At 65.3% G+C, this 22,037-nt stretch carries 20 protein-coding genes and 2 pseudogenes; 11 read left to right on the forward strand and 11 right to left on the reverse strand.

The window, feature by feature from the left end:
- Positions 1 to 119 precede the first annotated feature (119 nt).
- Both QC826_RS24800 and QC826_RS24805 read left to right on the forward strand, forming a co-directional pair.
- A complete protein-coding gene (locus QC826_RS24800; RefSeq protein WP_279762887.1) occupies positions 120 to 1,502 on the forward strand; it encodes a M23 family metallopeptidase in 1,383 nt (460 codons plus the stop codon).
- Between the two features lie 271 nt (positions 1,503 to 1,773).
- Positions 1,774 to 2,871 (forward strand): anhydro-N-acetylmuramic acid kinase, encoded by a 1,098-nt coding sequence (locus tag QC826_RS24805; protein WP_279762888.1) that lies wholly within the window; start codon positions 1,774 to 1,776, stop codon positions 2,869 to 2,871.
- A 104-nt stretch (positions 2,872 to 2,975) separates the two neighbouring features.
- Here QC826_RS24805 and erpA read toward each other — a convergent pair whose 3' ends face one another.
- The 5 genes from erpA to rplM form a co-directional block, all read right to left on the reverse strand.
- Positions 2,976 to 3,338 (reverse strand): iron-sulfur cluster insertion protein ErpA, encoded by a 363-nt coding sequence (gene erpA / locus QC826_RS24810; protein ID WP_093389923.1) that lies wholly within the window; start codon positions 3,336 to 3,338, stop codon positions 2,976 to 2,978.
- 51 nt (positions 3,339 to 3,389) lie between these two features.
- Positions 3,390 to 3,779: a polymer-forming cytoskeletal protein gene (locus tag QC826_RS24815; RefSeq protein WP_279762889.1), complete on the reverse strand. Its 390-nt coding sequence runs from the start codon at positions 3,777 to 3,779 to the stop codon at positions 3,390 to 3,392.
- Positions 3,780 to 3,886: 107 nt separating this feature from the next.
- The gene (argC, locus tag QC826_RS24820; RefSeq protein WP_279762891.1) at positions 3,887 to 4,924 is read right to left on the reverse strand and encodes an N-acetyl-gamma-glutamyl-phosphate reductase; all 1,038 of its coding nucleotides are present in this window, start codon (positions 4,922 to 4,924) and stop codon (positions 3,887 to 3,889) included.
- Between the two features lie 169 nt (positions 4,925 to 5,093).
- A complete protein-coding gene (rpsI, locus tag QC826_RS24825) occupies positions 5,094 to 5,486 on the reverse strand; it encodes a 30S ribosomal protein S9 (protein ID WP_019924401.1) in 393 nt (130 codons plus the stop codon).
- A gap of 9 nt (positions 5,487 to 5,495) precedes the next feature.
- Positions 5,496 to 5,924 carry a 50S ribosomal protein L13 gene (gene rplM / locus QC826_RS24830; protein ID WP_093389920.1) on the reverse strand — a complete coding sequence of 143 codons (429 nt, stop codon included), beginning with the start codon at positions 5,922 to 5,924 and terminating at the stop codon, positions 5,496 to 5,498.
- A 243-nt stretch (positions 5,925 to 6,167) separates the two neighbouring features.
- On the opposite strand from rplM, the gene QC826_RS24835 reads away from it, so the two are divergent.
- Complete coding sequence (locus QC826_RS24835; RefSeq protein WP_099414974.1) at positions 6,168 to 6,593, forward strand: OsmC family protein; 426 nt, start codon at positions 6,168 to 6,170, stop codon at positions 6,591 to 6,593.
- Positions 6,594 to 6,681: 88 nt separating this feature from the next.
- Here QC826_RS24835 and coq7 read toward each other — a convergent pair whose 3' ends face one another.
- Complete coding sequence (gene coq7 / locus QC826_RS24840; protein WP_279762892.1) at positions 6,682 to 7,326, reverse strand: 2-polyprenyl-3-methyl-6-methoxy-1,4-benzoquinone monooxygenase; 645 nt, start codon at positions 7,324 to 7,326, stop codon at positions 6,682 to 6,684.
- An 86-nt stretch (positions 7,327 to 7,412) separates the two neighbouring features.
- Positions 7,413 to 7,844 carry a hypothetical protein gene (locus tag QC826_RS24845; RefSeq protein WP_279762893.1) on the reverse strand — a complete coding sequence of 144 codons (432 nt, stop codon included), beginning with the start codon at positions 7,842 to 7,844 and terminating at the stop codon, positions 7,413 to 7,415.
- Positions 7,845 to 8,003: 159 nt separating this feature from the next.
- Between QC826_RS24845 and QC826_RS24850 the strand changes: the two genes are divergently transcribed.
- The 4 genes and pseudogenes from QC826_RS24850 (at position 8,004) to QC826_RS24865 (ending at position 14,668) form a co-directional block, all read left to right on the forward strand.
- Positions 8,004 to 8,783, forward strand: a complete 780-nt coding sequence (locus QC826_RS24850; protein ID WP_279762894.1) for an ATP-binding cassette domain-containing protein — start codon at positions 8,004 to 8,006, stop codon at positions 8,781 to 8,783.
- 3 nt (positions 8,784 to 8,786) lie between these two features.
- Positions 8,787 to 9,983 (forward strand): ABC transporter permease, encoded by a 1,197-nt coding sequence (locus tag QC826_RS24855; RefSeq protein WP_279762895.1) that lies wholly within the window; start codon positions 8,787 to 8,789, stop codon positions 9,981 to 9,983.
- Positions 9,984 to 10,189: 206 nt separating this feature from the next.
- Positions 10,190 to 11,082, forward strand: a pseudogene (locus tag QC826_RS24860) (ABC transporter ATP-binding protein).
- Between the two features lie 10 nt (positions 11,083 to 11,092).
- Positions 11,093 to 14,668, forward strand: coding sequence for a M1 family aminopeptidase (locus QC826_RS24865; RefSeq protein WP_279762896.1), 3,576 nt, complete (start codon positions 11,093 to 11,095; stop codon positions 14,666 to 14,668).
- Here QC826_RS24865 and QC826_RS24870 read toward each other — a convergent pair.
- The gene (locus QC826_RS24870; RefSeq protein WP_279762897.1) at positions 14,665 to 15,330 is read right to left on the reverse strand and encodes an SGNH/GDSL hydrolase family protein; all 666 of its coding nucleotides are present in this window, start codon (positions 15,328 to 15,330) and stop codon (positions 14,665 to 14,667) included. The two genes, QC826_RS24865 and QC826_RS24870, sit on opposite strands and share 4 nt — an antisense overlap.
- Positions 15,331 to 15,357: 27 nt before the next feature.
- Between QC826_RS24870 and QC826_RS24875 the strand changes: the two genes are divergently transcribed.
- From QC826_RS24875 to QC826_RS24890, 4 genes are all read left to right on the forward strand, one after another.
- Positions 15,358 to 16,452, forward strand: a complete 1,095-nt coding sequence (locus tag QC826_RS24875) for an NADP-dependent oxidoreductase (protein WP_279762898.1) — start codon at positions 15,358 to 15,360, stop codon at positions 16,450 to 16,452.
- A 141-nt stretch (positions 16,453 to 16,593) separates the two neighbouring features.
- Complete coding sequence (locus tag QC826_RS24880) at positions 16,594 to 16,995, forward strand: type II toxin-antitoxin system RelE/ParE family toxin (RefSeq protein ID WP_279762899.1); 402 nt, start codon at positions 16,594 to 16,596, stop codon at positions 16,993 to 16,995.
- Positions 16,988 to 17,392 (forward strand): DNA-binding transcriptional regulator, encoded by a 405-nt coding sequence (locus tag QC826_RS24885; protein ID WP_313872805.1) that lies wholly within the window; start codon positions 16,988 to 16,990, stop codon positions 17,390 to 17,392. Before QC826_RS24880 ends, QC826_RS24885 begins: the two co-directional genes overlap by 8 nt.
- Before the next feature lie 41 nt (positions 17,393 to 17,433).
- Positions 17,434 to 18,195: a hypothetical protein gene (locus tag QC826_RS24890; protein WP_279762900.1), complete on the forward strand. Its 762-nt coding sequence runs from the start codon at positions 17,434 to 17,436 to the stop codon at positions 18,193 to 18,195.
- A 17-nt stretch (positions 18,196 to 18,212) separates the two neighbouring features.
- On the opposite strand, the gene QC826_RS24895 is transcribed toward QC826_RS24890, so the two are convergent.
- From QC826_RS24895 to QC826_RS24905, 3 genes and pseudogenes are all read right to left on the reverse strand, one after another.
- On the reverse strand, positions 18,213 to 18,503 hold the full coding sequence (locus QC826_RS24895) for a hypothetical protein (protein ID WP_279762902.1): 291 nt from the start codon (positions 18,501 to 18,503) through the stop codon (positions 18,213 to 18,215).
- 101 nt (positions 18,504 to 18,604) lie between these two features.
- Positions 18,605 to 21,300, reverse strand: a pseudogene (locus QC826_RS24900) (DNA topoisomerase III).
- A 221-nt stretch (positions 21,301 to 21,521) separates the two neighbouring features.
- The gene (locus tag QC826_RS24905) at positions 21,522 to 21,986 is read right to left on the reverse strand and encodes a DUF494 family protein (protein ID WP_093389907.1); all 465 of its coding nucleotides are present in this window, start codon (positions 21,984 to 21,986) and stop codon (positions 21,522 to 21,524) included.
- Between the last annotated feature and the right edge of the window lie 51 nt (positions 21,987 to 22,037).

Consider the following 22,037-nt stretch of genomic DNA (forward strand, 5'->3'; position numbering starts at 1 on the left):
CCAGGAGTTTGCTATAATGTTCGGTCCGATCAATCTTGCCGTATGAAAACGAACCGAATCAAAAATTATAAAAACAAAACGTTCCTGAATAGTTCAAGCGGCAAATTTTAACTGATTGCATGAACCCTACAAATAAAATCACAAGCTCGCGCTTGTTCCAACTGCTAGGTTCGACCCGCAAGGCGCGCATCGTTAGCACGTCGGCGCTGCTGCTGGCGGTCTGCGCCTTCGGCGCCGCCGGTGTGGCGCCGCTCGCGCCGGACGCCTCCGACCTGCCAGTCAAATCGGTCTCGCAAGAGATCGCCATGCCGAACATCGCCGCCCAGATCGACTCCCTCCAGCAGCAACAATCCACCGACCACTACGTCCACGAAGAAAAAATCCGCGCCGGCGACACGCTGGCCACGCTGTTGACCCGCCTCGGCGTGGACGACGAGGCGGCGGAGAACTTCATCAAGAAGGACAAGGTCGCCCACGGCGTGATGCAGCTGAAGACCGGCAAGCGGGTCCAGGCGCAAACCGACGAGGACGGCAACCTGCAGTGGTTGCGCGCCTCCGTGGTCGACGGCAAGGACATTCCGGTCAAGAATATTTCGATCACCCGCAAGGGCGACGGCTTCGTCGCCACCGAGACGGCGGCCCAGCTGGAACGCCGCGTCGAAATGCACGCGCGCGACATCACCTCGACCCTGTTCGCGGCGACCGACTCGAACAGCGACGGCGCCAAGCTGCCCGACAGCGTCGTGCACCAGATCGTCGAGATGTTCTCCACCAACATCGACTTCCGCTCCGACCTGAAGCGCGGCGACCATTTCAACGTGGTCTACGAAACCTTCTGGCAGGACGGCGAGTTCGTCCGCGCCGGCCGCATCCTGGCCGGCGAGTTCACCAGCCGCGGCAACACCTACCAGTCGGTCTGGTTCGAAGATCCGGCCAGCAAGCAAGGCGGCGGTTACTACAGCTTCGACGGCAAGTCCCTCAAAAAAGCCTTCCTCAAATCCCCCCTCGAATTCTCCCGCATCTCCTCCGGCTTCTCGATGCGCGTGCACCCGATTTCCGGCAACTGGAAACAGCACAAGGGCGTCGACTTCGCCGCCGCGACCGGCACGCCGATCCGCGCCTCCGGCGACGGCGTGGTCGACTTCGCCGGCACCCAGGGCGGCTACGGCAATGTGGTCGTGCTCAAGCACTGGGCCAACTACACCACCGCCTACGCCCACATGAGCCGCTTCGCGGCCGGCATGAAGAAGGGCACGAAAGTCAGCCAGGGCGACGTGATCGGCTACGTCGGCAGCACCGGCTGGTCGACCGGCGCCCACCTGCACTACGAGTTCCGCGTCGGCGGCGAAGCCAAGGACCCGAACACCCTGAACGTGCAAGCCCAGGCGCCGCTGACGGCGGCCGAAATGGCCCGCTTCCGCAGCTTCGCCTCGGATATGACGCACCGCTTCGCGCTGCTGCGCCCGGCCGGTTCGAACAACACCCGCGTCGCCGCCAAGTAGGCCCGGCGCCGGCAGCGGAGTAAAAAACAGGCCATCTCGTATGGCCTGTTTTCATTTTTGCGCGGCCATGCCGGTACACGCCGCCCTTCCCTTTCCCCTCAGAAAGTAAGACCATGATGCGGTTTTTCGCCGCAGGCTTCCGTGCGCTGGCGCGCATTGAGGGTGGCAACAACAGCATGGCGGCGGCCACGCGTCAATACCGCTCAATTATTCCCGCGCCGACTGAGGCGCTGAGGCAAAATACACTTTTCAAGCACGAAGGAGCAAGCTCATGGCCCTGTATATCGGTCTGATGTCCGGCACCAGCCTGGACGGTGTCGACGGCGCCCTCGCCGATTTCAGCGGCGCGGCCACGCGCACCCTGGCGGCGGCCTACGTGCCGTTTCCCACGGCGCTGCGGGCCGAGCTGATGGCGCTGCAGGCGGCCGTCCCGAACGAGTTGGAGCGCGAGGCGCTGGCGGCCCAGCAGATCGCCGTCCACTACGCCCGGTGCGTGGCGGAACTGCTGCGCCAGGGCGGCGTGGCGGCCGACGCGGTGAGCGCCGTGGCGGCGCACGGCCAGACCATCCGCCACCGGCCCGAACTGGGCTTCACGCGGCAGACCAACAATCCGGCGTTGCTGGCCGAGCTGTGCGGCATCGACGTCGTCGCCGACTTCCGCAGCCGCGACGTGGCCGCCGGCGGCCAGGGCGCGCCGCTGGTGCCGGCCTTCCACCAGGCGCTGTTCGGCGTGGCCGGGCTGCGCCGCGTGGTGGCCAACATCGGCGGCATCGCCAACATCAGCGTGCTGCACGGCGACGGCCGCGTCGACGGCTTCGACACCGGCCCCGGCAACGTGCTGATGGACGGCTGGATCGCCCGCCACCAGGGCCGCGAGTACGACGCCGACGGCGCCTGGGCCGCCAGCGGCACGGTCGTGCCGGCGCTGCTGGCGGCGCTGCTAGCCGAGCCCTACTTCGCCCTGCCGGCGCCCAAGAGCACCGGCCGCGACCTGTTCCATATGGACTGGCTGGACGCCCGCTTGAGCGCCTTCGCGCAGCTGGCGCCGGCCGACGTGCAGGCCACGCTGACGCGGCTCACCGCCGTCACGCTGGCGCGCGCGGTGGCGCAGTACGGCGGCGGGGCGGACGCGCTCTACATCTGCGGTGGCGGCGCCTACAACGGCACCCTGCTGCGCGATTTGGCGGCGGCCTTGGACGGCAAGGTGGCGGTGGCCTCGACCGAGGCGCTGGGCGTGGCGCCGAACCGCGTCGAGGCGCTGGCCTTCGCCTGGCTGGCTTACCGCTTCAACGCGCGGCTGGCGGGCAATCTGCCGGCGGTGACGGGTGCGGCGGGGCCAAGGGTGTTGGGCGCGCTGTACCCGCGCTGAGGCGCGGCGGCGGCGATGTGGCGCGGTAGCAACGAAGTTGCCGCACAAACGACAACGGCGGCCAGATCAACTGGCCGCCGCAAGGGATGTTGCTGCGAAGTGGCTTAGACCGAGAACGAGGAACCGCAACCGCAAGTCGACGACGCGGTTGGATTCTTGATCACGAACTGGGCACCTTCGAGGTCGTCCTTGTAGTCGATTTCCGCGCCGACCAGATACTGGTAGCTCATCGAATCGATCAACAGCTGGACGCCGTTTTTGATCATCGTGGTGTCGTCTTCGTTGACGATTTCGTCAAAGGTGAAGCCGTACTGGAAGCCGGAGCAGCCGCCACCCTGCACGAAGACGCGCAGTTTCAAATCAGGATTACCCTCTTCTTCGATCAGCTGGGCTACCTTTTGGGCAGCGCTATCGGTGAAGATGATAGGCGACGGGATTACATCTTGCGCTTCGGCGACAGCATTCATTTCAGACTCCTACGTGAAAACATTTGGTTCATTATAGACCTTTGGCGCAAGTCATGCTCCCGTTGCGGCCAAATGCAAGGCATTGTCCACACAGTCAAAATGGGTAAGCCGCCCCTGTACCTGGGCGCCGGCATGGATTTCCAGCACCTTGTAACTGATATCACCCAAGATGCGGGCCTTCGGCTGGATTTCAAGCAACTCGCTGGCGTGCACGTCGCCCTGGATGGCGCCGTTGACGATCAGGTGGGCGCAGCGCACCGCCCCCTCGATGGTGGCGTGCTCGGAGACCACCAGAAAACTGTCCTGCTCGCTCTCGGCGACCACGTTGCCGCGCACCCGGCCGTCGATGCGCAGGCCGCCGCGAAACAACAGATCGCCGTCGATCCGCGTCGCCGGACCGATCAGGCTGTCCATGCTGCTTCTCGCTTTGTGGCCGAACATGCGCTGCCCTCGCTGTGCCGGCCCCGGCGGCGCCGGGACCAGCATTCAATCTACTCCGGCGCGGCCGGCGGGCCTTGATCTGGCTCGCCGATGCTCCACCGCCGCCTTTATGGCAACAGGGCGATCTGCATCAGGCCGGTGGTTTCCTCCAGGCCGAACATCAGGTTCATGCACTGCACGGCCTGGCCGGCGGCGCCCTTGACCAGGTTGTCCTGCACCACCAGCACGATCACGGTGTTGCCGTTGCCCGGACGATGCAGCGCCATGCGCAGCATGTTGGAACCGCGCGTCGAACGGGTTTCCGGATGCGAGCCGAACGGCATCACGTCGACGAAAGGCGCATCCTTGTATTGCTCTTCGAACAAACTTTGCAGCTCCTCGTTGCTGACTTCCTTGGTCAGGCGGGCGTACAAGGTCGAATGCATGCCACGGATCATCGGCACCAGGTGCGGCGTGAACACCAGGTCGACCTTCTGTTCGGTGAAGCGCTGCAACTGGGCGGCGGTTTCCGGCGTGTGGCGGTGGCCGGCCACGCTGTAGGCCTTGAAGTTGTCGCTGGACTCGGAGAACAGGGTGCCGATCTCGGCCTTGCGGCCGGCGCCGGAGACGCCGGACTTGCAGTCGGCGATCAGCGCGCCGGCGTCGATCAGGCCGGCCTTCAGCAGCGGGTAGTAGCCCAGCTGCATGGTGGTCGGGTAGCAACCCGGATTGGCGATCAGGGAAGCGCCCTGGATCGCCTCGCGGTTCAGCTCGGCCAAACCGTACACGGCCTGCTCCAGCAGCTCGGGGCAGGTGTGCGGGATCTTGTACCACTGCTCGAAGCTGGCCTGGTCCTTCAGGCGGAAGTCGGCCGCCAGGTCGACCACCTTGACGCCGGCCGCCAGCAGGGCCGGCGCCTGCGCCATGGCCACGCCGTGCGGGGTGGCGAAGAACACCACGTCGCATTGGCTCAGGTCGGCTTTTTCCGGCGCCGAAAAGGCCAGCGCGACGCGGCCGCGCAGCGAGGGGAACATGTCGGCGACGGGCAGGCCGTCTTCCTTGCGCGAGGTGATCGCCGTCAGCTGCACATCGGGATGGACTGCCAACAGACGCAGTAATTCCACTCCGGTGTAACCGGTGCCGCCGACGATGCCAACTTTGATCATGTTCTTTCCTTGGGTAAGTAGTATGGGGAGTTGCGGGGTGATGCCGAAGGCGCATTTTATCAGGCCTGTGCGACCGCCGTATGACGGCCCCTCAATGCAAAAAAGCCGCCGGAACAGGCCGGCGGCTTTTCGAGCAACACGCGGCGGACCGCGTGTTGTAGCGTATAAATTAACGCTTCGAGAATTGCTTTGCGCGACGTGCTTTGCGCAGACCAACTTTTTTACGCTCGACTTCACGTGCATCGCGGGTAACGAAGCCGGCTTTGGCCAGATCCGGTTTCAGCGCTGCGTCGTAGTCGATCAGGGCGCGGGTGATGCCGTGGCGAACTGCGCCAGCTTGGCCGGACTCGCCGCCGCCGTGAACGTTAACCTTGATGTCGAAACGCTCGACGTTGCCGGTCAGTTCCAGTGGTTGACGGATCACCATCAGGCCGGTTTCGCGCGAGAAGTACTCAGCCGCTGGCTTGCCGTTAACGATGATTTGGCCAGTGCCAACTTTGATGAACACGCGAGCTACTGCACTCTTGCGACGGCCGGTGCCGTAATTGTAGTTACCGATCATGTCAGTTCCTTAGAGAACGAGTGCTTTAGGTTGCTGAGCTGCGTGCGGATGAGTTTCTTCCGCGTACACTTTCAGCTTCTTGATCATTGCGTAGCCGAGTGGGCCTTTAGGCAACATGCCCTTGACCGCTTTCTCAAGCGCGCGACCTGGAAAACGCTGTTGCATTTTCTGGAAGTTGGTTTCGTAGATGCCGCCTGGGTAGCCCGAGTGACGGTAGTACGTTTTGTTGGTAGCTTTAGTACCGGTCACGCGCAGTTTGCCTGCGTTGATGACGACGATGAAATCGCCCGTATCGACGTGAGGAGTAAATTCCGGTTTGTGTTTGCCGCGCAGTCGGAGTGCCACTTCGCTGGCAACACGTCCGAGGACTTTGTCCGTCGCGTCAACCACGAACCAATCGCGCTGGACTTCATGCCCTTTAGCGGAAAATGTTTTCATGTTGACTTCCTAATTGAATTACACACGCTCAAATGGTGGTTCCGCCATTGCTTCAGCGGACTCGGCCTTTTTATAAATACTTTTCCTGAGCGAACGGAAAGCCGGCAATTATAAGCGGCGAAGGGAGCCGGAGTCAAGCCCCGCCCCGCTTTGCCGCCGCCCGGCGACGGCCAGCGGCCACGCCCGGCGGCGCGCCCGCCGCTCCTTTACAATAGGGCCACGGACAGCCTTATGGAGAATCGAATGGAATGCAAAGTTAGCTGGAACGGCCCGTCGGGCATGAGTTTTTTGGCCCAGACCGGCTCCGGCCACCTGGTCAACATGGACGGCGCGCCCGAGGGCGGCGGCCACAACCTGGCGCCCCGGCCGATGGAGATGGTGTTGCTGGGCACCGGCGGCTGCACCGCCTACGACGTCGTGCTGATCCTGAAAAAGGGCCGCGAGGACATCCGTGGCTGCGAATGCACGCTCAGCGCCGAGCGCGCCGAGACGGAACCGAAGGTGTTTACCAAGATTAACTTCCACTTCGTCGTGACCGGCAAGAACCTGAAGCCGGCCAGCGTGGAACGGGCGATCACCCTGTCGCACGATAAATATTGCTCCGCATCGATTATGCTGGGCAAGACCGCCGAGATCACCCACTCCTTCGAGATCGTCGAAGCGGCCTGATCCCCCCCAGGGCAAATGCCAGGGTCAGACCCTCGGGGGCCGACCCTCGGTCGGCGCCGCCTGCTTGCCCGATTCCCTGGCGCTTTCCCTAAATATAGTAGGCGCTGCCGGTCATGAGCTTGGCCATGCCCTGCATCACCACGCGCACCGGCAGCGGCGTGGTCGCCGCGCCCAGCGCCTGGGCGGCGGCGCCGTGGGCCACCTCGTCGACGCGCATCTGCTCGACGATGGCGCGCGACTTGGCGTCCTGCGGCGGCAGCCGGTCCAGGTGGCTGGCCAAATGGGCCTCGACCTGGCGCTCGGTCTCGACAACGAAGCCCAGGCTGTGGGCGTCGCCCAGATAGGCGGCCACCGTGCCGACGGCGTAGGCGCCGGCGTAGAACAGCGGGTTGAGCAGACTGGTGCGCGAGCCCAGCTCGGCCAGCCGCTGCGCGGTCCAGGCCAAGTGGTCCTCCTCCTCCCGCCCGGCCTGCTCGAACTGCAGCTTCATCGCGTCGCTCTTGGCGAAGCGGGCCTGCGAGTTGTACAGCGCCTGGGCGCAGACCTCGCCGACGTGGTTGACCCGCATCAAGCCGGCGGCGTGGCGCTGCTCGGACTCGCTAAGCGCGGCGTCGGCGGCGTGCGCGGCCGGCGTCGGGCGCGAGGCCGAGGCCACGCCGGCGATCACGCGCAAGGCCTTGTCGGCGCCGGAGATGAAACGGTCGAGGGGATGGTGGTAACGGTTCGCTGCCATGGTCGTCAGTCGCAATCAGTCGGAAAGCACCATTATAGGACGATCGCGCCGCCGTGCCAGCCCGGCCGGCATGGCGGCGCCCGGCGTCAGGACTCGGCGGCCTCGCGCAGCAGGCGCTGGCGCTCGATGTAGTCGGCCACCGGGCCGCGCACGTCGATCCTGGAAATGTCCTTGGCGACGCCCAGGTTGAGCCCCAGCAGGAAGGGGATGTTTTCCAGCGGCACCTCGGGACAGTGCTCCGCATAGGCGCTGAGGAAACGTTTCGACTCGACCACCGGCACCACCTTCTCGCCGCTCATGAACTGCAGCACGCTGGTGATGCTGTGGCCCTTGCCGATGGCGTGGTAGATGAAGCGGTTGAAATCGCGGTCGAGGCGCTTGAAATCCAGCGTCTCCTTGGTCATCAGGCCGGCCAGGTAGTACAAGCCCAGCGCGACGCGGAAGAAGCCGACCGCCTCCTCCTTGTTCATGCCGCACTGGGTCACCGCCAGCACCTTCTTCTTCAGCTCTTCGTTCATTTCGCCACCCGCTAGACCTTCCTGTTCGACTTGCATCCGGCTAGCCGGCGCCACCGCGCCGACGCCGTCCATCGACTATAGCAAGACAATTACGCTTTGTGCCTTGCACGCAAGATTTTTTGCGGCTAATCTTAAATCCCTGACAACCTGGATGCCCCAATGATCGAAGTTCGAGGCTTGGCAAAACGCTTCCGCCTGCCCTCCCACAAGGGCAAGCCCCCGCAGTCGCACGATCCGCGCGGCCACGACGGCTGGTTCCACGCCGTGCGCGACGTCAGCTTCCGCTGCGCGCCGGGCGAGGTGCTCGGCCTGCTCGGCCCCAACGGCGCCGGCAAGACCACCACCTTGCGCCTGCTGTCGACCGCCCTCAAGGCCGACGCCGGCAGCGTCGTCGCCAACGGCGTCGATTTGCTGGCCGACCCGCTGGCGGCGCGCCAGCGCATCGGCTTCCTGTCCGGCACCACCGGCCTGTACGGCCGCCTGACGGCGCGCGAGAACGTCGAATACTTCGGCCGCCTGCACGGCATGAGCGCGCCCTACCTGCGGCGCCGCTGCGACGAGCTGTTCGAGCTGCTGCAAATGCACCAGTTCGCCGACAAGCGGGCCGACCAGCTGTCGACCGGCATGAAGCAGAAGTGCGCCATCGCCCGCACCGTGGTGCACGAGCCGCAGATCGTCATCCTCGACGAGCCCACCACCGGGCTCGACGTGATGTCGGCCAAGATCCTGCTCGACTTCATCGCCAGCTACAAGGCGCTGCGCATCCCGCTGATCTTCTCCACCCACCACCTGCACGAGGTCGACAAGCTGTGCGACCGGGTCTGCATCATCAACCACGGCAAGACGGCCTTCCACGGCAGCACCGAGGAACTGCGCCACCTGGGCGGCAGCGCCGACCTGTACGACGCCTTCGTCGACGTCATCAAACAAGGAGGCTGAGCCATGTGGATCATCTACCTGAAGGAGATGCTGGAGCTGGCGCGCGACCGCAAGACCTTCATCTTCACCGTCTTCATCCCGATCTTCGCCATGCCGCTGATCTTCGCCGGCTTCGGCTACCTGTCGTCGAGCCTGTTCAAGCAGGCCCGCCAGGCCGAGCTGACCTACGCCATCTTCGGCGCCCAGTACGCGCCCGAACTGGCCGCCCGCTTCGCCGCCGACAAGGGCTTCAAGGCGGTGGCGCTGGTCGAGCCGGCCGCCATCCGCGACGCCATCGGCGACGAGCGCATCAAATTCGCCCTGGTGATCCCGCCCGACTTCGCCGCCGCGTTGGGCGCCCAGCAGCAGGGCAGCATCGCCTTGCACTACAACAGCGCGGTGACGGTCGACGTCACACGCAAGCGCGTCATGTCGGTGATCGAGGAGCAGAACGCCAGCCTGCGCGAGCAGGCCCTGTCGGCGCTCAAGCTGAGCCAGCAGCAGCTGCGCTTCGCGCTCGACCCGATCCGCCTGGAGGACCATTCGACGGCCGACAAGCGCGAGCAGATCGGCGCCCTGGTCGGCGGCTTCCTGCCCTACATCCTGCTGATGGTCTGCCTGATGGCGGCGATGTATCCGGCGATCGACACCGGCGCCGGCGAGAAGGAGCGCGGCACGCTCGAGACGCTGCTGCTGGCGCCGCTGCCGCGCGGCGCCATCGTGCTGGCCAAGTTCTTCGTGCTGTTCACCATCGGCCTGACCTCGGCGCTGCTGATGGTGGCCAGCATGGGCACGCTGCTGTTCTTCTTCGGCCCCATGATCGAGGGCGACATGGCGCTGATGGTGCGCGCCATCGGCGCCGCCGACCTGGCCATGGTGGCGCTGATGCTGCTGCCGACGGCGGCCATCTTCGCCGCCATCCTGCTGTCGATCTCGATCTACGCCAAGAGCTACAAGGAGGCCAGCGGCCTGATCTCGCCGCTGGCCATCGTCACCATCCTGCCGACCCTGGTGGCGATGCTGCCCGGCGTCGAGCTGAACTGGATGTGGGCGATGGTGCCGCTGACCAACGTCTCGCTGGCCATGAAGGAGCTGGTCAAGGGCACCATGGATTACCGCATGTTCTCCGTCATCCTGCTGTCGAGCAGCCTGATCGCCGGCGCCCTGCTGCTGCTGTGCCGCTGGTGGTTCAACCGCGAGCAGGTGCTGTTCCGCAATTGACCGGCTTGCGGCCGCGGCGGCGGCCGCCCCGCCCGCTCAGCCACTCCCCGGATTGCGCAATCTGCGCCGCGCTATGCGCCGCCCGTCGCAATGGCGCCCCGGATCTGTCGCAAATTCACTACAATGCCATCATGTGAAAAAAGCTTGGCCGTGCGGAAACGTCGCGCGGCCGCGCCGGGCCAGCCCGGAACCGTTCAGGAGTCAGTATGGAATTACGCATCAGCAACTTGTCCAAGACCTACGGCAACGGCGTCGTGGCGCTGGACAACATCTCGCTCACCATCCCGGCCGGGATGTTCGGCTTGCTCGGCCCCAACGGCGCCGGCAAGTCGACGCTGATGCGCACCCTCGCCACCCTGCAGGAGTGCGACTCCGGTTCGGTCTTCTTCGGCGAGCTCGACGTGCTCGACGAGAAGGACGAGATCCGCCGCCTGCTCGGCTACCTGCCGCAGGACTTCGGCGTCTACCCGAAGGTGACGGCCTACGAGATGCTCGACCACTTCGCCGTGCTGAAGGGCTGTCGAACCGGGCGCGGCGGCGCGAGGTGGTCGACGGCCTGCTGCAGCAGACCAACCTGTTCGACGTGCGCCACCAGCGCCTGGGCGGCTTTTCCGGCGGCATGCGGCAGCGCTTCGGCATCGCCCAGGCCCTGCTCGGCGACCCCGGGCTGATCATCGTCGACGAGCCCACCGCCGGCCTCGACCCGCAGGAGCGGGTGCGTTTCCACAACCTGCTGTCCGACATCGGCGAGGACAAGACGGTGATCCTGTCGACCCACATCGTCAGCGACGTGGCCGACCTGTGCGCCAACATGGCCATCATCAACAAGGGCCACCTGCTGCTGTGCGGCCAGACCCAGCAGTTGATCGACGCCGTCAGCGACAAGATCTGGGCCCGCTTCGTCGACAAGAAGGAGCTGGCCATGTTCCAGCAGCGCCACGCGGTGATCTCGACGCGCCTGCTGTCGGGCCGCACCCTGATCCACGTCTACAGCGAGGACGACCCGGGCGACGGCTTCGAGGAGGCCATCGGCGACCTCGAGGACCTGTACTTCGCCACCATCGCCGGCCGCCACCAGGCCGCGCCGGCCTGCGGCTAGGGGCGGCGCCATGCTCGCGATCGCACTGTTCGAAGCCCGCCAGCGGCTCAAGCTGCTCTCGACCTGGGTCTACTTCGCCATGTTCCTGGCGCTGGCGATGCTGTGGATGGCCGCCGCCGGCGGCGTCTTCAAGGGCGCCAGCGTGACCTTCGGCGGCCGCGTGCTGCTCGACGCGCCGCGCTCGCTGATGCTCACCGTCAGCTTCCTCGGCTCGCTCGGCGTGATCGTCATCGCCGCCATGATGGGCCGCTCGGTGCAGCAGGACTTCGAGTACGACATGCACCACTTCTTCTTCAGCGCGCCGATCCGCAAGCGCCAGTACATCTTCGGCCGCTTCCTCGGCGCCTACGCCACCCTGGCGGTGATCTTCACCAGCCTGCCGCTGGGCGCCTGGCTGGGCACCTATGTGCCCGGCATCGACCCGGAGCGCATCGGCCACGGCAGCGCGCTGGGCTACCTGATCCCCTACCTGTGCACCGTCCTGCCCAACATCTTCATCTTCGGCGCGGTGTTCTTCATCGTCGCCGCGCTGAGCCGGCGCATGCTGCCGGTCTACGTCAGCAGCGTGGTGATGCTGGTCGGCTACCTGGTCGCGCCCGGCCTGGCGCGCGACCTCGACTACAAGACCCTGGCCGCGCTGATCGACCCCTTCGGCACCACCGCCGTGATCCGCCTGACCGAATACTGGCCCATCGCCGAGCGCAACACCCGCCTGCTGCTGCCCGAGGGCGTCTACCTGCTGAACCGGCTGATCTGGACCGCCCTCGCCCTGCTCGGCCTGGTGCTGGGCTACTGGCGCTTCCACTTCGTCGCCAGCATCGACGGCGGCGGTGGTCGCGGCGAGGGCGAGGCGCCGCTGCGCCTGGCCGCCGTGTCGGCCAACACCCGCGAGGAGCCCGACTTCCAGCGCCGCAGCCTGGGCCTGCTGCTGTTGCAGAACAGCTGGCTGAACCTGCGCGAGACCGCCAAGAACGTCTACTTCCTGGTGCTGGTGCTGGCCGCCGTGTTGATGATGCTGGCCAGCGGCATCGACATGGGCTCGATGTTCGGCACCAACACCTACCCGGTCACCTACAAGGTGCTGGAGGCGGTGTCCGACACCTTCGCCCTGTTCATGCTGATCATCACCACCTTCTACGCCGGCGAGCTGGTCTGGCGCGAGCGCGAGGGCCGCGTCGCCCAGATGCTCGACGCCCTGCCCGTGCCGAGCTGGCTGCCGCTGCTGTCCAAGCTGATCGCCCTGGTCGCCCTGCAGGCCCTGCTGCTGCTGCTGGTGATGCTGTGCGGCATGGGCATCCAGATCGCCCACGGCTATTTCCTGCTCGAACCCGGCCTCTACCTGCAGACCCTGTTCCTGATCCAACTGCCCAACTACGCGCTGGTGGCGGTGCTGGCGATCGCGCTGCAGGTGCTGCTCAACCACAAGTACCTGGCCCACTTCGCGATGATCCTGTACTACCTGGCGACGCTGACGCTGGGCGCGCTGGGCCTGGGCCATCCCCTGCTGTTGTACGCCGCCTCGACGCCGCTGGTCTACTCGGCCATGAACGGCTACGGCGCCGACCTGGCGCGCGAGCGCTGGTTCGAGCTGTACTGGGGCGGCGCGGCCCTGCTGCTGACCGTCACGGCGCTGCTGTTCTGGGTGCGCGGCACCAACAACGAATGGCGCCAGCGCCTGCAACTGGCGCGCCACGCGCTGACCCGCCCGGTGCTGACCGCCCTGGGCCTGGGCGCCGCGCTGATGCTGGGCGCCGGCGGCGTGCTGTTCTACGACATGGAAGTGGCCGGCAACTACAAATCGGCCTACCGCAAGGACGCCGAGCGCGCCGACTACGAACGCCAGTACAAGAAGTACGCCGGCCTGGCGCAGCCGCGCATCGTCGACGTCAAGCTCAACGTGGAGATCATGCCGGAACGGCGCAGCCTGCTGGTGAAGGGCACCTACCTGCTGCAAAACAAGGGCAGCACGCCGATCAGCGACATCCTGTTGCAACAGGACAGCAACTCGACCATCCGCGCGCTGCGCTTCGGCCAACAAGTGCGCGCCGGCCTGAAGGACGCGCGGCTGGGCTTCTACAGCTACAAGCTGAGCACGCCGCTGGCGCCCGGCGCCCAACTGCCGCTGGAGTTCGAGATCGGCTACGCGCCGAACGGCATCCTCGGCCTCGGCCGCGAGACGCCGGTGTTGGCCAACGGCAGCTTCTTCAACAACAGCGTGCTGCCGCACATCGGCTACCAGCAGCAACTCGAATTGAGCGACGCGCGCGACCGCAAGAAGCACCAGCTGCCCAAGCGCGAACGCATGCTGCCGCGCGACGCCGCCGCCGGCCTGGCCGACAACGCCCTGGGCAGCGACGCCGACTGGATCAGCTTCGACGCCATCGTCAGCACCAGCGCCGACCAGACCGCCATCGCCCCCGGCATGCTCGAGAGCGACTGGCTCAGCCAGGGCCGCCGCTACTTCCACTACAAGATGGACAAGCCCATCCTCAACTTCTACTCCTTCCAGTCGGCGCGCTACCAGGTGCGCCACGACTGGTGGCAGGACGTCGGCATCGAGGTCTACTACCAGCCCGGCCACGAATACAATCTGGACCGCATCGTCAAGGGCATCAAGGAAGGCCTGGACTACAACAGCAAGAACTTCGGCCCCTACCAGCACCGGGTGCTGCGGGTGGTCGAGTTCCCCCGCTACGCCAACTTCGCCCAGGCGTATCCGAACACCATTCCGTTCTCCGAGGGCGTCGGCTTCATCGCCAAGGTCAACGACAAGAATCCGAAGGACATCGACTACCCCTTCTACGTCACGGCCCACGAGGTGGCGCACCAGTGGTGGGGCCACCAGCTGGTCGGCGGCAACACGCGCGGCGCCACCGTGCTGAGCGAAACGCTGGCCGAGTATTCGGCGCTGATGGTGATGAAGAAGAACTACGGCCCGGACAAGATGCGCCGTTTCCTGCGCTACGACCTGGAAAAATACCTGGTGGGCCGGGCCGTGGAGCGCGACAAGGAGTTGCCGCTGGCCGACAACGAGAACCAGGACTACATCCACTACCGCAAGGGCAGCCTGGCCATGTACCAGTTGCAGGACCTGGTCGGCGAGAGCAAGGTCAACGAGGCGCTGCGCCAGTTGCTGGCCGTCCACGCCAACCGCGACGCGCCCTACCCGAGCGTGACGGCGCTGCTCGACGCGCTGCGCCGGATCACGCCGCCGGCGCAGGCCTACCTGATCGACGACCTGTTCAACGCCATCGTGCTGTACGAAAACCGCGCCGTCTCGGCCAGCGCCGTCAAGCTGGGCGACGGCCGCTACGAGGTCAGCTTCGCCGTGCAGGCCGGCAAGGTCAAGGCCGGCGAACTGGGCGAGGAGACCGAGATGCCGCTGCACGACTGGATCGACATCGGCGTCGACGACAAGGACGGCAACAACCTGCTGCGCGTGCGCAAGTTCATCGAGCGCAAGGACAACAACTTCAGCGTGATCGTCGGCGGCCGGCCGGCCAAGGCCGGCATCGATCCGGACAACAAGCTGATCGACCGCAAGCCGGACGACAATATGGTGGCGGTGGAGATCGCCGCGCCCTAGCTCCCGGCCCGGGCCTGGGGCAGCTCGAGGATCTGCGCCACCGGCCGGTGTATGCCGACGGCGAACTGGCGGTGCTGCGGCGCGTCGAGATGGACGCCGTCGACCTCGCTAGCCTGGATGAGGTCGGCGGCGTCGAGGAAGAAGCAGCCGCGCTCGTCGGCAACGCGCCGGTAGCAGCGCGAGAATTGCGCCGACTTCTCCGCCGCGCCGCGGAATTTCTCCTCCATCGCGCCGCAGGGACGACCGATGCGCGGCGGCGCGACCAGCAGCACCTTCGGCGCCACCTCCATCGGCTCGGACCGGCAAGCCTGGACGATGTCGACCAGCACGCCGGCGCCCAACGAGGACTCGTAGGCGCCCACCCCGTACATGCTCTGCAAATCGTTGGTGCCCAGGAACAGGACGACCAGGTCGATCGGCGCGTGCGAGTGCAATATCGGCAGCAGCAGATCGCGGCCGTTGCGCTGGGGGCGGAACGGGTCGTCCCACGCCGTGGTGCGGCCGTTCAGGCATTCCTCGACCACCCTGACGCCGGCGCCAAGCAGGCTCTGCAGCACGCCGGTCCAGCGCTGTTCATACGGGTGCCGCTGCCTGGTCCCCGGCACGATCCCCCAGGACATGGAGTCGCCGTAACACAGTACGTGTTTGCTCGTTGTCGTCATCTAGCCCTCTGCAAGATATCACGCGGAATGCAAGTCGCTTTACGCGACGCGAAGAGCATCGTACCATCGTCCCATCCCCATTCGCCCACCGCCGCCATGACCACGCTGAGCCAACAACAATGGATTTACCGCCAACAACCGCTGGCCCAGATCGGCGCCGAGCACTATGAGTTGGTCGAGAGGCAACTCGACACCGGCCTCGGCGCGGACGAGGTGCTGTTGGCGGCGCGCTACTTCAGCGTCGACCCGTACATGCGCATCGGCCAGTCGGGCAAGCCGACCTACGACGCCGAGCCGCATCCGCTGAACACCGTGCAACAGGGCGGCGTGGTCGGCCAGGTGCTGGCCAGCAACGCCGCCGGCTACGCCGAGGGCGACTGGGTCCACAGCTACAGCGGCTGGCAAACGCACGCCAAGGTGCACGCCAGCGGCCTCAAGCTGCTCGACCCGGCGCAGGCGCCCGTCACCACCGCGCTGGGCGTGCTGGGCATGCCCGGCCGCACCGCCTGGTTCGGCCTGACCGAATCGGGCCGGCCGCACGCCGGCGAGGTGGTGGTGGTGTCCGGCGCGGCCGGCGCCGTCGGCTCGCTGGTGCTGCAGTTCGCCAAGCGCCACGGCGCCAAGGTGCTGGGCGTCGCCGGCGGCCAGGCCAAGTGCGACTGGCTGCGCGACACCCTGGGCGCCGACTGGGCCATCGACTACAAGGCCCACGACAGCGCCGACGCGCTGGGCGCGGCGATCCGCGCCGCCACCGGCGGCGTCGACGTGTATTTCGACAACGTCGGCGGCATGGTGACGGACGCCGTCATTCCGCTCATCAACCGGCGCGCCCGCATCGTCATCTGCGGCCAGATCAGCCAGTACAGCGGCGGCCTCGACACGCCGGAGCTGGGGCCGCGCCTGCTGCACCACATGCTGTACCAGCGCGCCACCATCCAGGGCATGCTGGCGCGCGACTACGTCCACCGCATGGACGAGATGGTGCGCATCGTCGCGCCCTGGGTGCGGGCCGGCCAGATCGTCTTCGAGGAGACCGTCGTCGACGGCTTCGCGCAACTGCCGGCCGCGCTCAACTCGCTGTTCACCGGCGAGCATCGCGGCAAGCTGCTGGTGAAGGCGTGAGCGACGCAAGGTGTGCAGCACTTTACTCCGCAGCTTGCTCATATCGGCCTTGCTGCTGTGCGGCATGCAAAATCCCCTCTTTCGACGACAAAAATCTACGACGACTCAATACTCCCGGTGCACTGAATGCTATAGTTAAACATGCCTGAATCCGCCCCCGTAGACATGGCCTCGAGTACGCCCGCCACAAGAAGGCGAGCGTTCAAGAACAAATGGTTCTCCAAGCAGGCGGCCAAGCGTGGAATCACTGACCAAGAGCTATGCAAGGCCTTGGCGGAAGTCCAAAGGGGACAGGCCGACGACCTTGGCGGAGGCGTATGGAAAAAACGCCTGAACGACAATTTGGACCGTTCGATTGTCCTAGCCAAGGGCGGACATTACTGGATTTTCGTCTACATGTTCCAAAAGAAGGACAGAGAGAACATTGAAGAAGATGAATTGGCCAGTTTCAAGAAACTTGCCAAAGCGTATGAACAACTCACTGCCGCACTCCTGCGCAGGGCAATCGCAAGCAAGGAATTGACGGAAATTTGCCATGAGTAATTTGACCAAAACCAAGAAGGCGGCAAGCCAACTCGCAGAGCCTGCAACTGGCCTGAAACCTACCGTCAAGCCAACAAATCGGCCTGTACGCGCGCGCAGGAGCGACGCATTTGAGGCGATTCACAGCGCGGCAAGCGGTCTATTCGCTGTTGGCGCGATCGACAAACAGACCATGCGAGAGTTTGACACCAGTTGCCTAGTCGAACCTGATATCAAGGCTGACGACGTGCGACGGATTCGCGAAGGGCTGAAGGTGAGCCAGGATGTGTTTGCCCGCTATCTCGGCACAAGCAAATCCACCGTGCAAAAATGGGAAACCTCGGCCAATACCCCCAATCCCTTCGCGCAACGCCTTTTGCATGTTATTGAAAAACACGGCTTAGGCATACTGAAATGAGCGCGCCGCTCAAGCGAAATCACGCTCGTGGCGCACCTATCTTGAGCGCTGACGATGCAGGACGCGACGTCCCGCGTGAATATCTGGGTGTGTGGCGCCGCCTCGGCATCTGGCGCAGCGACGGCAGTTGCGACCTGAGCACGCGGGTCTGGTGGTTCCAGTCGCCGCGCTTCCACATCGACCTGCGCATCCCTGCCGACCGTCCCGCGCTGGCCGACGCCGCCGGCTTGGCCCGGCTGTCGCCAGAACAACTCAACCACGTCCACGCGCAAACCGGCTTCGCCGGCCTGACCGTGGTCGACGCCGCGCGCTGCGAATGGCGGCCGGAGATCGCCTTCCCCGCCGTCGGCACCGAACTGGACGCCGGCTGGATGCGTTTCGACAGCCCCGACCATCTGCACGAGACCGGCCTCGACAACAGCTACGAGGAGGACTGGCTGCGCGAAGCCGGCGGCGCCCTGCACGGCGCGCGGCTGGTGGAGGTGGACAGCGGCGCCGTCGCCTATCTGCTGCTCAACGAACGCTGGATGGCCTGGGCCTGCACCGGACAGGAAACGGCGTCGCGTTTGGACCGGCTGGTGCATCAACAATGGCCCGAGTTCACCGTGCTGCGCAAACACGAGGACTGGACGGTCGAGGCCTCCACCTTGCCCTGGCTGGAGAACACGACGCAGATCCGCTACGACGCGCTCAACGCGGCCTTGTTGTGCCGGTGGCGGCACAACAACGAGGTTGCCGTGCCGTTGGCGCCGGGGCGGCGCTGGCGGGTGGCCGAATTGGCGGCGGCGGCCACGCCGCGCTAGGCGCCGCCAGCCGCCGCTCAGCCGCGTGGCAACTCGCGAATTTCAACCGTGCCGCCACCGTCCAGGGTGGGATTTCCTACCAACAGCTTTTTCGCGTCCTCGATACTCTCGGCCTGGACCAGCAGGTAGCCGGACAGCTGCGCGCTGATCGGCTTGGGTTGGCCGCTCTTCGCCACGCACACGCCCTGGCCGATCTCGCTGCCGCCGGAGAACTGCCCGCTCGCCCTCAGCATCGTCAAATACGCCTCCCACGCGGCGGCCGTTTCCTCCTTCGCATCGTCGTGCATGAAGATGATGTAGTCGTTCATTCATTCCTCCCGGAAGTATCAAGGCCGGCAACCGTCCAGCGCCAGCGTAGCACTTTTCCGGCGGCCATAAAAAAACCGGGACGCTCGGTCCCGGTTCTGTTCTACTCCGCCGCTGCCGCCGCCTTCTTGGCCGGGGCTTTCTTGGCTGGCGCCTTCTTCACCGCCGCCTTTTTGACCGTGGTCTTGGCGGGTGCTTTGGCGGCGGCTTTTTTAGCCGGCGCCTTGGCCGCTGTCTTCTTGGCCGGTGCCGCTTCCGCCGCGCCTTCCGCGCCGTCGTCGGCTACCGCCGCCGCCTTGCCCTTGGCCGGTGCTTTGGCCTTGCGCTCCTCGAACTCGAAGCTGATCTTGCCGTCCTTGCCGCGCACCAGGAAGGCCTTGAACGGCCGCCGCGTGCGCTGCGAGACGAAGCCCGGCATCAAGTCGGTCTTGCCGTCGTTGAGCAGCTTGACCATTTGTTCCGGCAGGATCTCCTGTTGCAGGATGATGCGGCCGCTGCGGAAGTCGCACGTCTTCGGTTTCGCCACGCTGTGTTCGCACACATAGGCCAGGCCCATCTCGTAGACGCCGGCGGCGCACTTCGGACAAGGTTCCCCAGCGCGGTCTGGCCGGTGAAGTCGACACCCTCGCCGTCCTCGTTGTCGTCGTTCTGGCCGAAGTCGAACTCCAGCTTGAAGTTCTTGATCTCCTCGTCGCGCACGATGCGCAGGATGGCGGCGAACGGCCGGCCCATCTTCGAGCGGAAGCCCTGCAGCGGCCCGATGGTGCGCTTGGTCAACAGCTCCTCGACCTCGGCGATCTCGAACTGGCGGCTGCCCGGCGTCTTGCTCATCGAAAAGTCGCACTTGGTGCAGGCGAAGCGGCGGTAGTTCTCTTTGACCACGCTGCCGCAGTTCGGGCACGGCGTGGTCATCGTGTGGTAGTCGCCGGGGATGGTGTCGTTGTCGTATTCCTTGGCGCGCTTGACGATGATCTGGGTCATCTGGGCGATCTCGCGCATGAATTCCTCGCGCGAAATCTTGCCCTTCTCCATCTGCGACAGCTTGTATTCCCACTCGCCGGTCAGTTCCGGCGCGGTCAGCTCGTTGACGCCGAGGCCGCGCAGCAGCGTCATCAGCTGCGACGCCTTGGCGGTCGGGATCAACTCGCGGCCCTCGCGGATCAGGTAGCGTTCGGTCAGCAGGCCCTCGATGGTGGCGGCGCGCGTCGCTGGCGTGCCCAGACCCTTGCCGGCCATGGCGTCGCGCAGCTCGTCGTCGTCGATCAGCTTGCCGGCGCCTTCCATGGCCGACAGCAAGGTCGCCTCGGTGTAGCGGGCGGGCGGCTTGGTCACCAGGCCGTTGGCGTTGACCGCTTCGGTCTGCACCTTCTCGCCCTTGGCCACCGGCACCAGGTTGCCGCCGGCGTTGTCCTGCTTGTCCTCGTCGGTCGAGGCTTCCTTGCCGTAGATCGCCAGCCAACCGGGGTTGGTCATGACCTTGCCCTCGGTCTTGAACTGGTGGCCGCTCACCTCGGTGTAGCGGGTGGTGACCTGGAACTCGGCCGGCGGGAAGAACACCGCCATGAAGCGGCGGGTGACCAGGTCGTACAGCTTCTGTTCCGGCTCGGACAGGTTCTTCGGCGCGATCGTGGTCGGGATGATGGCGAAGTGATCCGAGATCTTGGTGTTGTCGAAGATGCGCTTGTTCGGCTTGACCCAGCCCTTGTCGAGGATCTGCTTGGCGAACTGGTGGTAGTTGTTGTTCTCCATCACCATGCCGAGCGCTTCCTTGACGGTCGGGATGTAATCCTCCGGCAGGTGGCGCGAGTCGGTACGCGGGTAGGTCAGCACCTTGTGTTTTTCGTACAGCGCCTGGGCCAGGCCCAGCGTGTTCTTGGCCGAGAAGCCGAAGCGCGAGTTGGCCTCGCGTTGCAGGCTGGTCAGGTCGAACAGGCCCGGCGCCATCGAGGTGGTCGGTTTGGATTCCTCGGTGACGTTGCCCTGGCGGCCACGGCAGGCGGTGGCGATCGAGTCGGCGGCGGCCTTGCTCCACAGGCGCTCGGCCTTCTTCTCAGGATCGGTCTCGTCCTTCTTGAACTTGGTGTCGAGCCAGCGGCCCTCGTAGATGCCGGCGGCGCAGACGAACTCGGCGCGCACTTCCCAGAAGTCGCGCGAGACGAACTTCTTGATCTTTTCTTCACGCTCGACGACGATCGACAGGGTCGGCGTCTGCACCCGGCCGACGGTGGTCAGGTAGAAGCCGCCCTCCTTCGAGTTGAAGGCGGTCATGGCGCGGGTGCCGTTGATGCCGATCAGCCAGTCGGCCTCGGAGCGGCAACGGGCGGCGTCGGCCAGCGGCATCATCTCCTCGTCGGTGCGCAGCTGGGTGAAGCCCTCGCGGATCGCGCCGGGCGTCATCGACTGCAGCCACAGGCGCTTGACCGGTTGCTTGGCCTTGGCGTTTTGCGCGATCAGGCGGAAGATCAACTCCCCCTCGCGCCCGGCATCGCAGGCGTTGATCAGGGTGGTGACGTCCTTGCGCTTGATCAGCTTGTTCAAGACCTTGAGGCGGGCCTCGGTCTTGGCGATCGGGTTCAGCGCGAAATATGGCGGGATCATGGGCAGATGGGCGAAACTCCACTTGCCGCGTTTGACGTCGTGCTCTTCCGGCACGGCGATCTCCAGCAGGTGGCCGACGGCGGAGGACAGCACGTACTCGTCGGATTCAAAGTACTCATCGTGCTTGGTGAAGCCGCCAAGCGTCTTCGCGATATCGTTCGCGACAGAAGGCTTCTCGGCGATGATGAGGGTTTTGGTCATGTTTTACGTTCTCGTGGTTACTCTATGGGGTGGTTCAGCATGCGCATCATACATGCATCGTGGGCGGCGTTGAATTTTTGCGCTCCCGGGACAATGACACATTATTGTCAAAGCGCCAATGATAAGCGGGTTGCCGGGGAATCTGCAAGCGAACTGCGCGACAGTGCCGGCGCCGCCTGCGGGCGCCGGGCGGCGCGGCCGCCGCCGGCGGGGCGGTGGCGCTAATGCAGCAGGCGCGGCGCCTGCTCCTCGTCCGAGCCGAACAGGTCGTCGAACATCAGCGCGTCCGGTTCCTTGCCCTGGCTCCACAGCAGCATCAACACGATCACCTTCAGCTTGCCCAGGGTGACGGGCGCCTCGTCGAGCGCCAGGGCCCGCTCGATGACGATCTCGCGTTGCAGCGGCGACAGCACCTTGGCGCTCTCGAGGAACTGGATGAAGCCGATCGCCGCCGTGCCGAGCACGTCCTGCTCTTCCTCGACGTAGTAGCGGGTGCCGGTGGAGGCCGCCGTCAGCGTCTGTTCGACGCCGGCCATGGCGGTCAGGTCGGTCAGCCAGACCAGCGCCTCGGAGATCTCCACATCGTCAAAACCGACGGCCGACAGTTTCTTGGCCAATGCGGCCGGTTCCGGGCAGGCATCGGGACGGTAATACGTCTCGTAGAGATAAACTAGGATGTCGAACATGGCTCTACTCTATCAGTTAAAAGCGCGCCGGCACAAGCCCGTAAAACTGCG

The sequence above is a fragment of the Rugamonas sp. DEMB1 genome, assembly GCF_029834475.1.
In the GTDB taxonomy this organism is placed as follows: Bacteria; Pseudomonadota; Gammaproteobacteria; order Burkholderiales; family Burkholderiaceae_D; genus Rugamonas; species Rugamonas rubra.

What these genes read in the sequence shown, in the direction of transcription:
- QC826_RS24880 (WP_279762899.1), top strand. Translation starts at nt 16,594, where the DNA reads ATGCCTGAATCCGCCCCCGTAGACATGGCCTCGAGTACGCCCGCCACA.
- QC826_RS24835 (WP_099414974.1), top strand. Translation starts at nt 6,168, where the DNA reads ATGGAATGCAAAGTTAGCTGGAACGGCCCGTCGGGCATGAGTTTTTTG.
- QC826_RS24850 (WP_279762894.1), top strand. Translation starts at nt 8,004, where the DNA reads ATGATCGAAGTTCGAGGCTTGGCAAAACGCTTCCGCCTGCCCTCCCAC.
- erpA (WP_093389923.1), bottom strand. Translation starts at nt 3,338, where the DNA reads ATGAATGCTGTCGCCGAAGCGCAAGATGTAATCCCGTCGCCTATCATC.
- QC826_RS24805 (WP_279762888.1), top strand. Translation starts at nt 1,774, where the DNA reads ATGGCCCTGTATATCGGTCTGATGTCCGGCACCAGCCTGGACGGTGTC.
- QC826_RS24905 (WP_093389907.1), bottom strand. Translation starts at nt 21,986, where the DNA reads ATGTTCGACATCCTAGTTTATCTCTACGAGACGTATTACCGTCCCGAT.
- argC (WP_279762891.1), bottom strand. Translation starts at nt 4,924, where the DNA reads ATGATCAAAGTTGGCATCGTCGGCGGCACCGGTTACACCGGAGTGGAA.
- rpsI (WP_019924401.1), bottom strand. Translation starts at nt 5,486, where the DNA reads ATGATCGGTAACTACAATTACGGCACCGGCCGTCGCAAGAGTGCAGTA.
- QC826_RS24895 (WP_279762902.1), bottom strand. Translation starts at nt 18,503, where the DNA reads ATGAACGACTACATCATCTTCATGCACGACGATGCGAAGGAGGAAACG.
- QC826_RS24875 (WP_279762898.1), top strand. Translation starts at nt 15,358, where the DNA reads ATGCAAGTCGCTTTACGCGACGCGAAGAGCATCGTACCATCGTCCCAT.
- coq7 (WP_279762892.1), bottom strand. Translation starts at nt 7,326, where the DNA reads ATGGCAGCGAACCGTTACCACCATCCCCTCGACCGTTTCATCTCCGGC.
- QC826_RS24870 (WP_279762897.1), bottom strand. Translation starts at nt 15,330, where the DNA reads ATGACGACAACGAGCAAACACGTACTGTGTTACGGCGACTCCATGTCC.
- QC826_RS24885 (WP_313872805.1), top strand. Translation starts at nt 16,988, where the DNA reads ATGAGTAATTTGACCAAAACCAAGAAGGCGGCAAGCCAACTCGCAGAG.
- QC826_RS24855 (WP_279762895.1), top strand. Translation starts at nt 8,787, where the DNA reads ATGTGGATCATCTACCTGAAGGAGATGCTGGAGCTGGCGCGCGACCGC.
- QC826_RS24865 (WP_279762896.1), top strand. Translation starts at nt 11,093, where the DNA reads ATGCTCGCGATCGCACTGTTCGAAGCCCGCCAGCGGCTCAAGCTGCTC.
- QC826_RS24845 (WP_279762893.1), bottom strand. Translation starts at nt 7,844, where the DNA reads ATGAACGAAGAGCTGAAGAAGAAGGTGCTGGCGGTGACCCAGTGCGGC.
- QC826_RS24800 (WP_279762887.1), top strand. Translation starts at nt 120, where the DNA reads ATGAACCCTACAAATAAAATCACAAGCTCGCGCTTGTTCCAACTGCTA.
- QC826_RS24815 (WP_279762889.1), bottom strand. Translation starts at nt 3,779, where the DNA reads ATGTTCGGCCACAAAGCGAGAAGCAGCATGGACAGCCTGATCGGTCCG.
- rplM (WP_093389920.1), bottom strand. Translation starts at nt 5,924, where the DNA reads ATGAAAACATTTTCCGCTAAAGGGCATGAAGTCCAGCGCGATTGGTTC.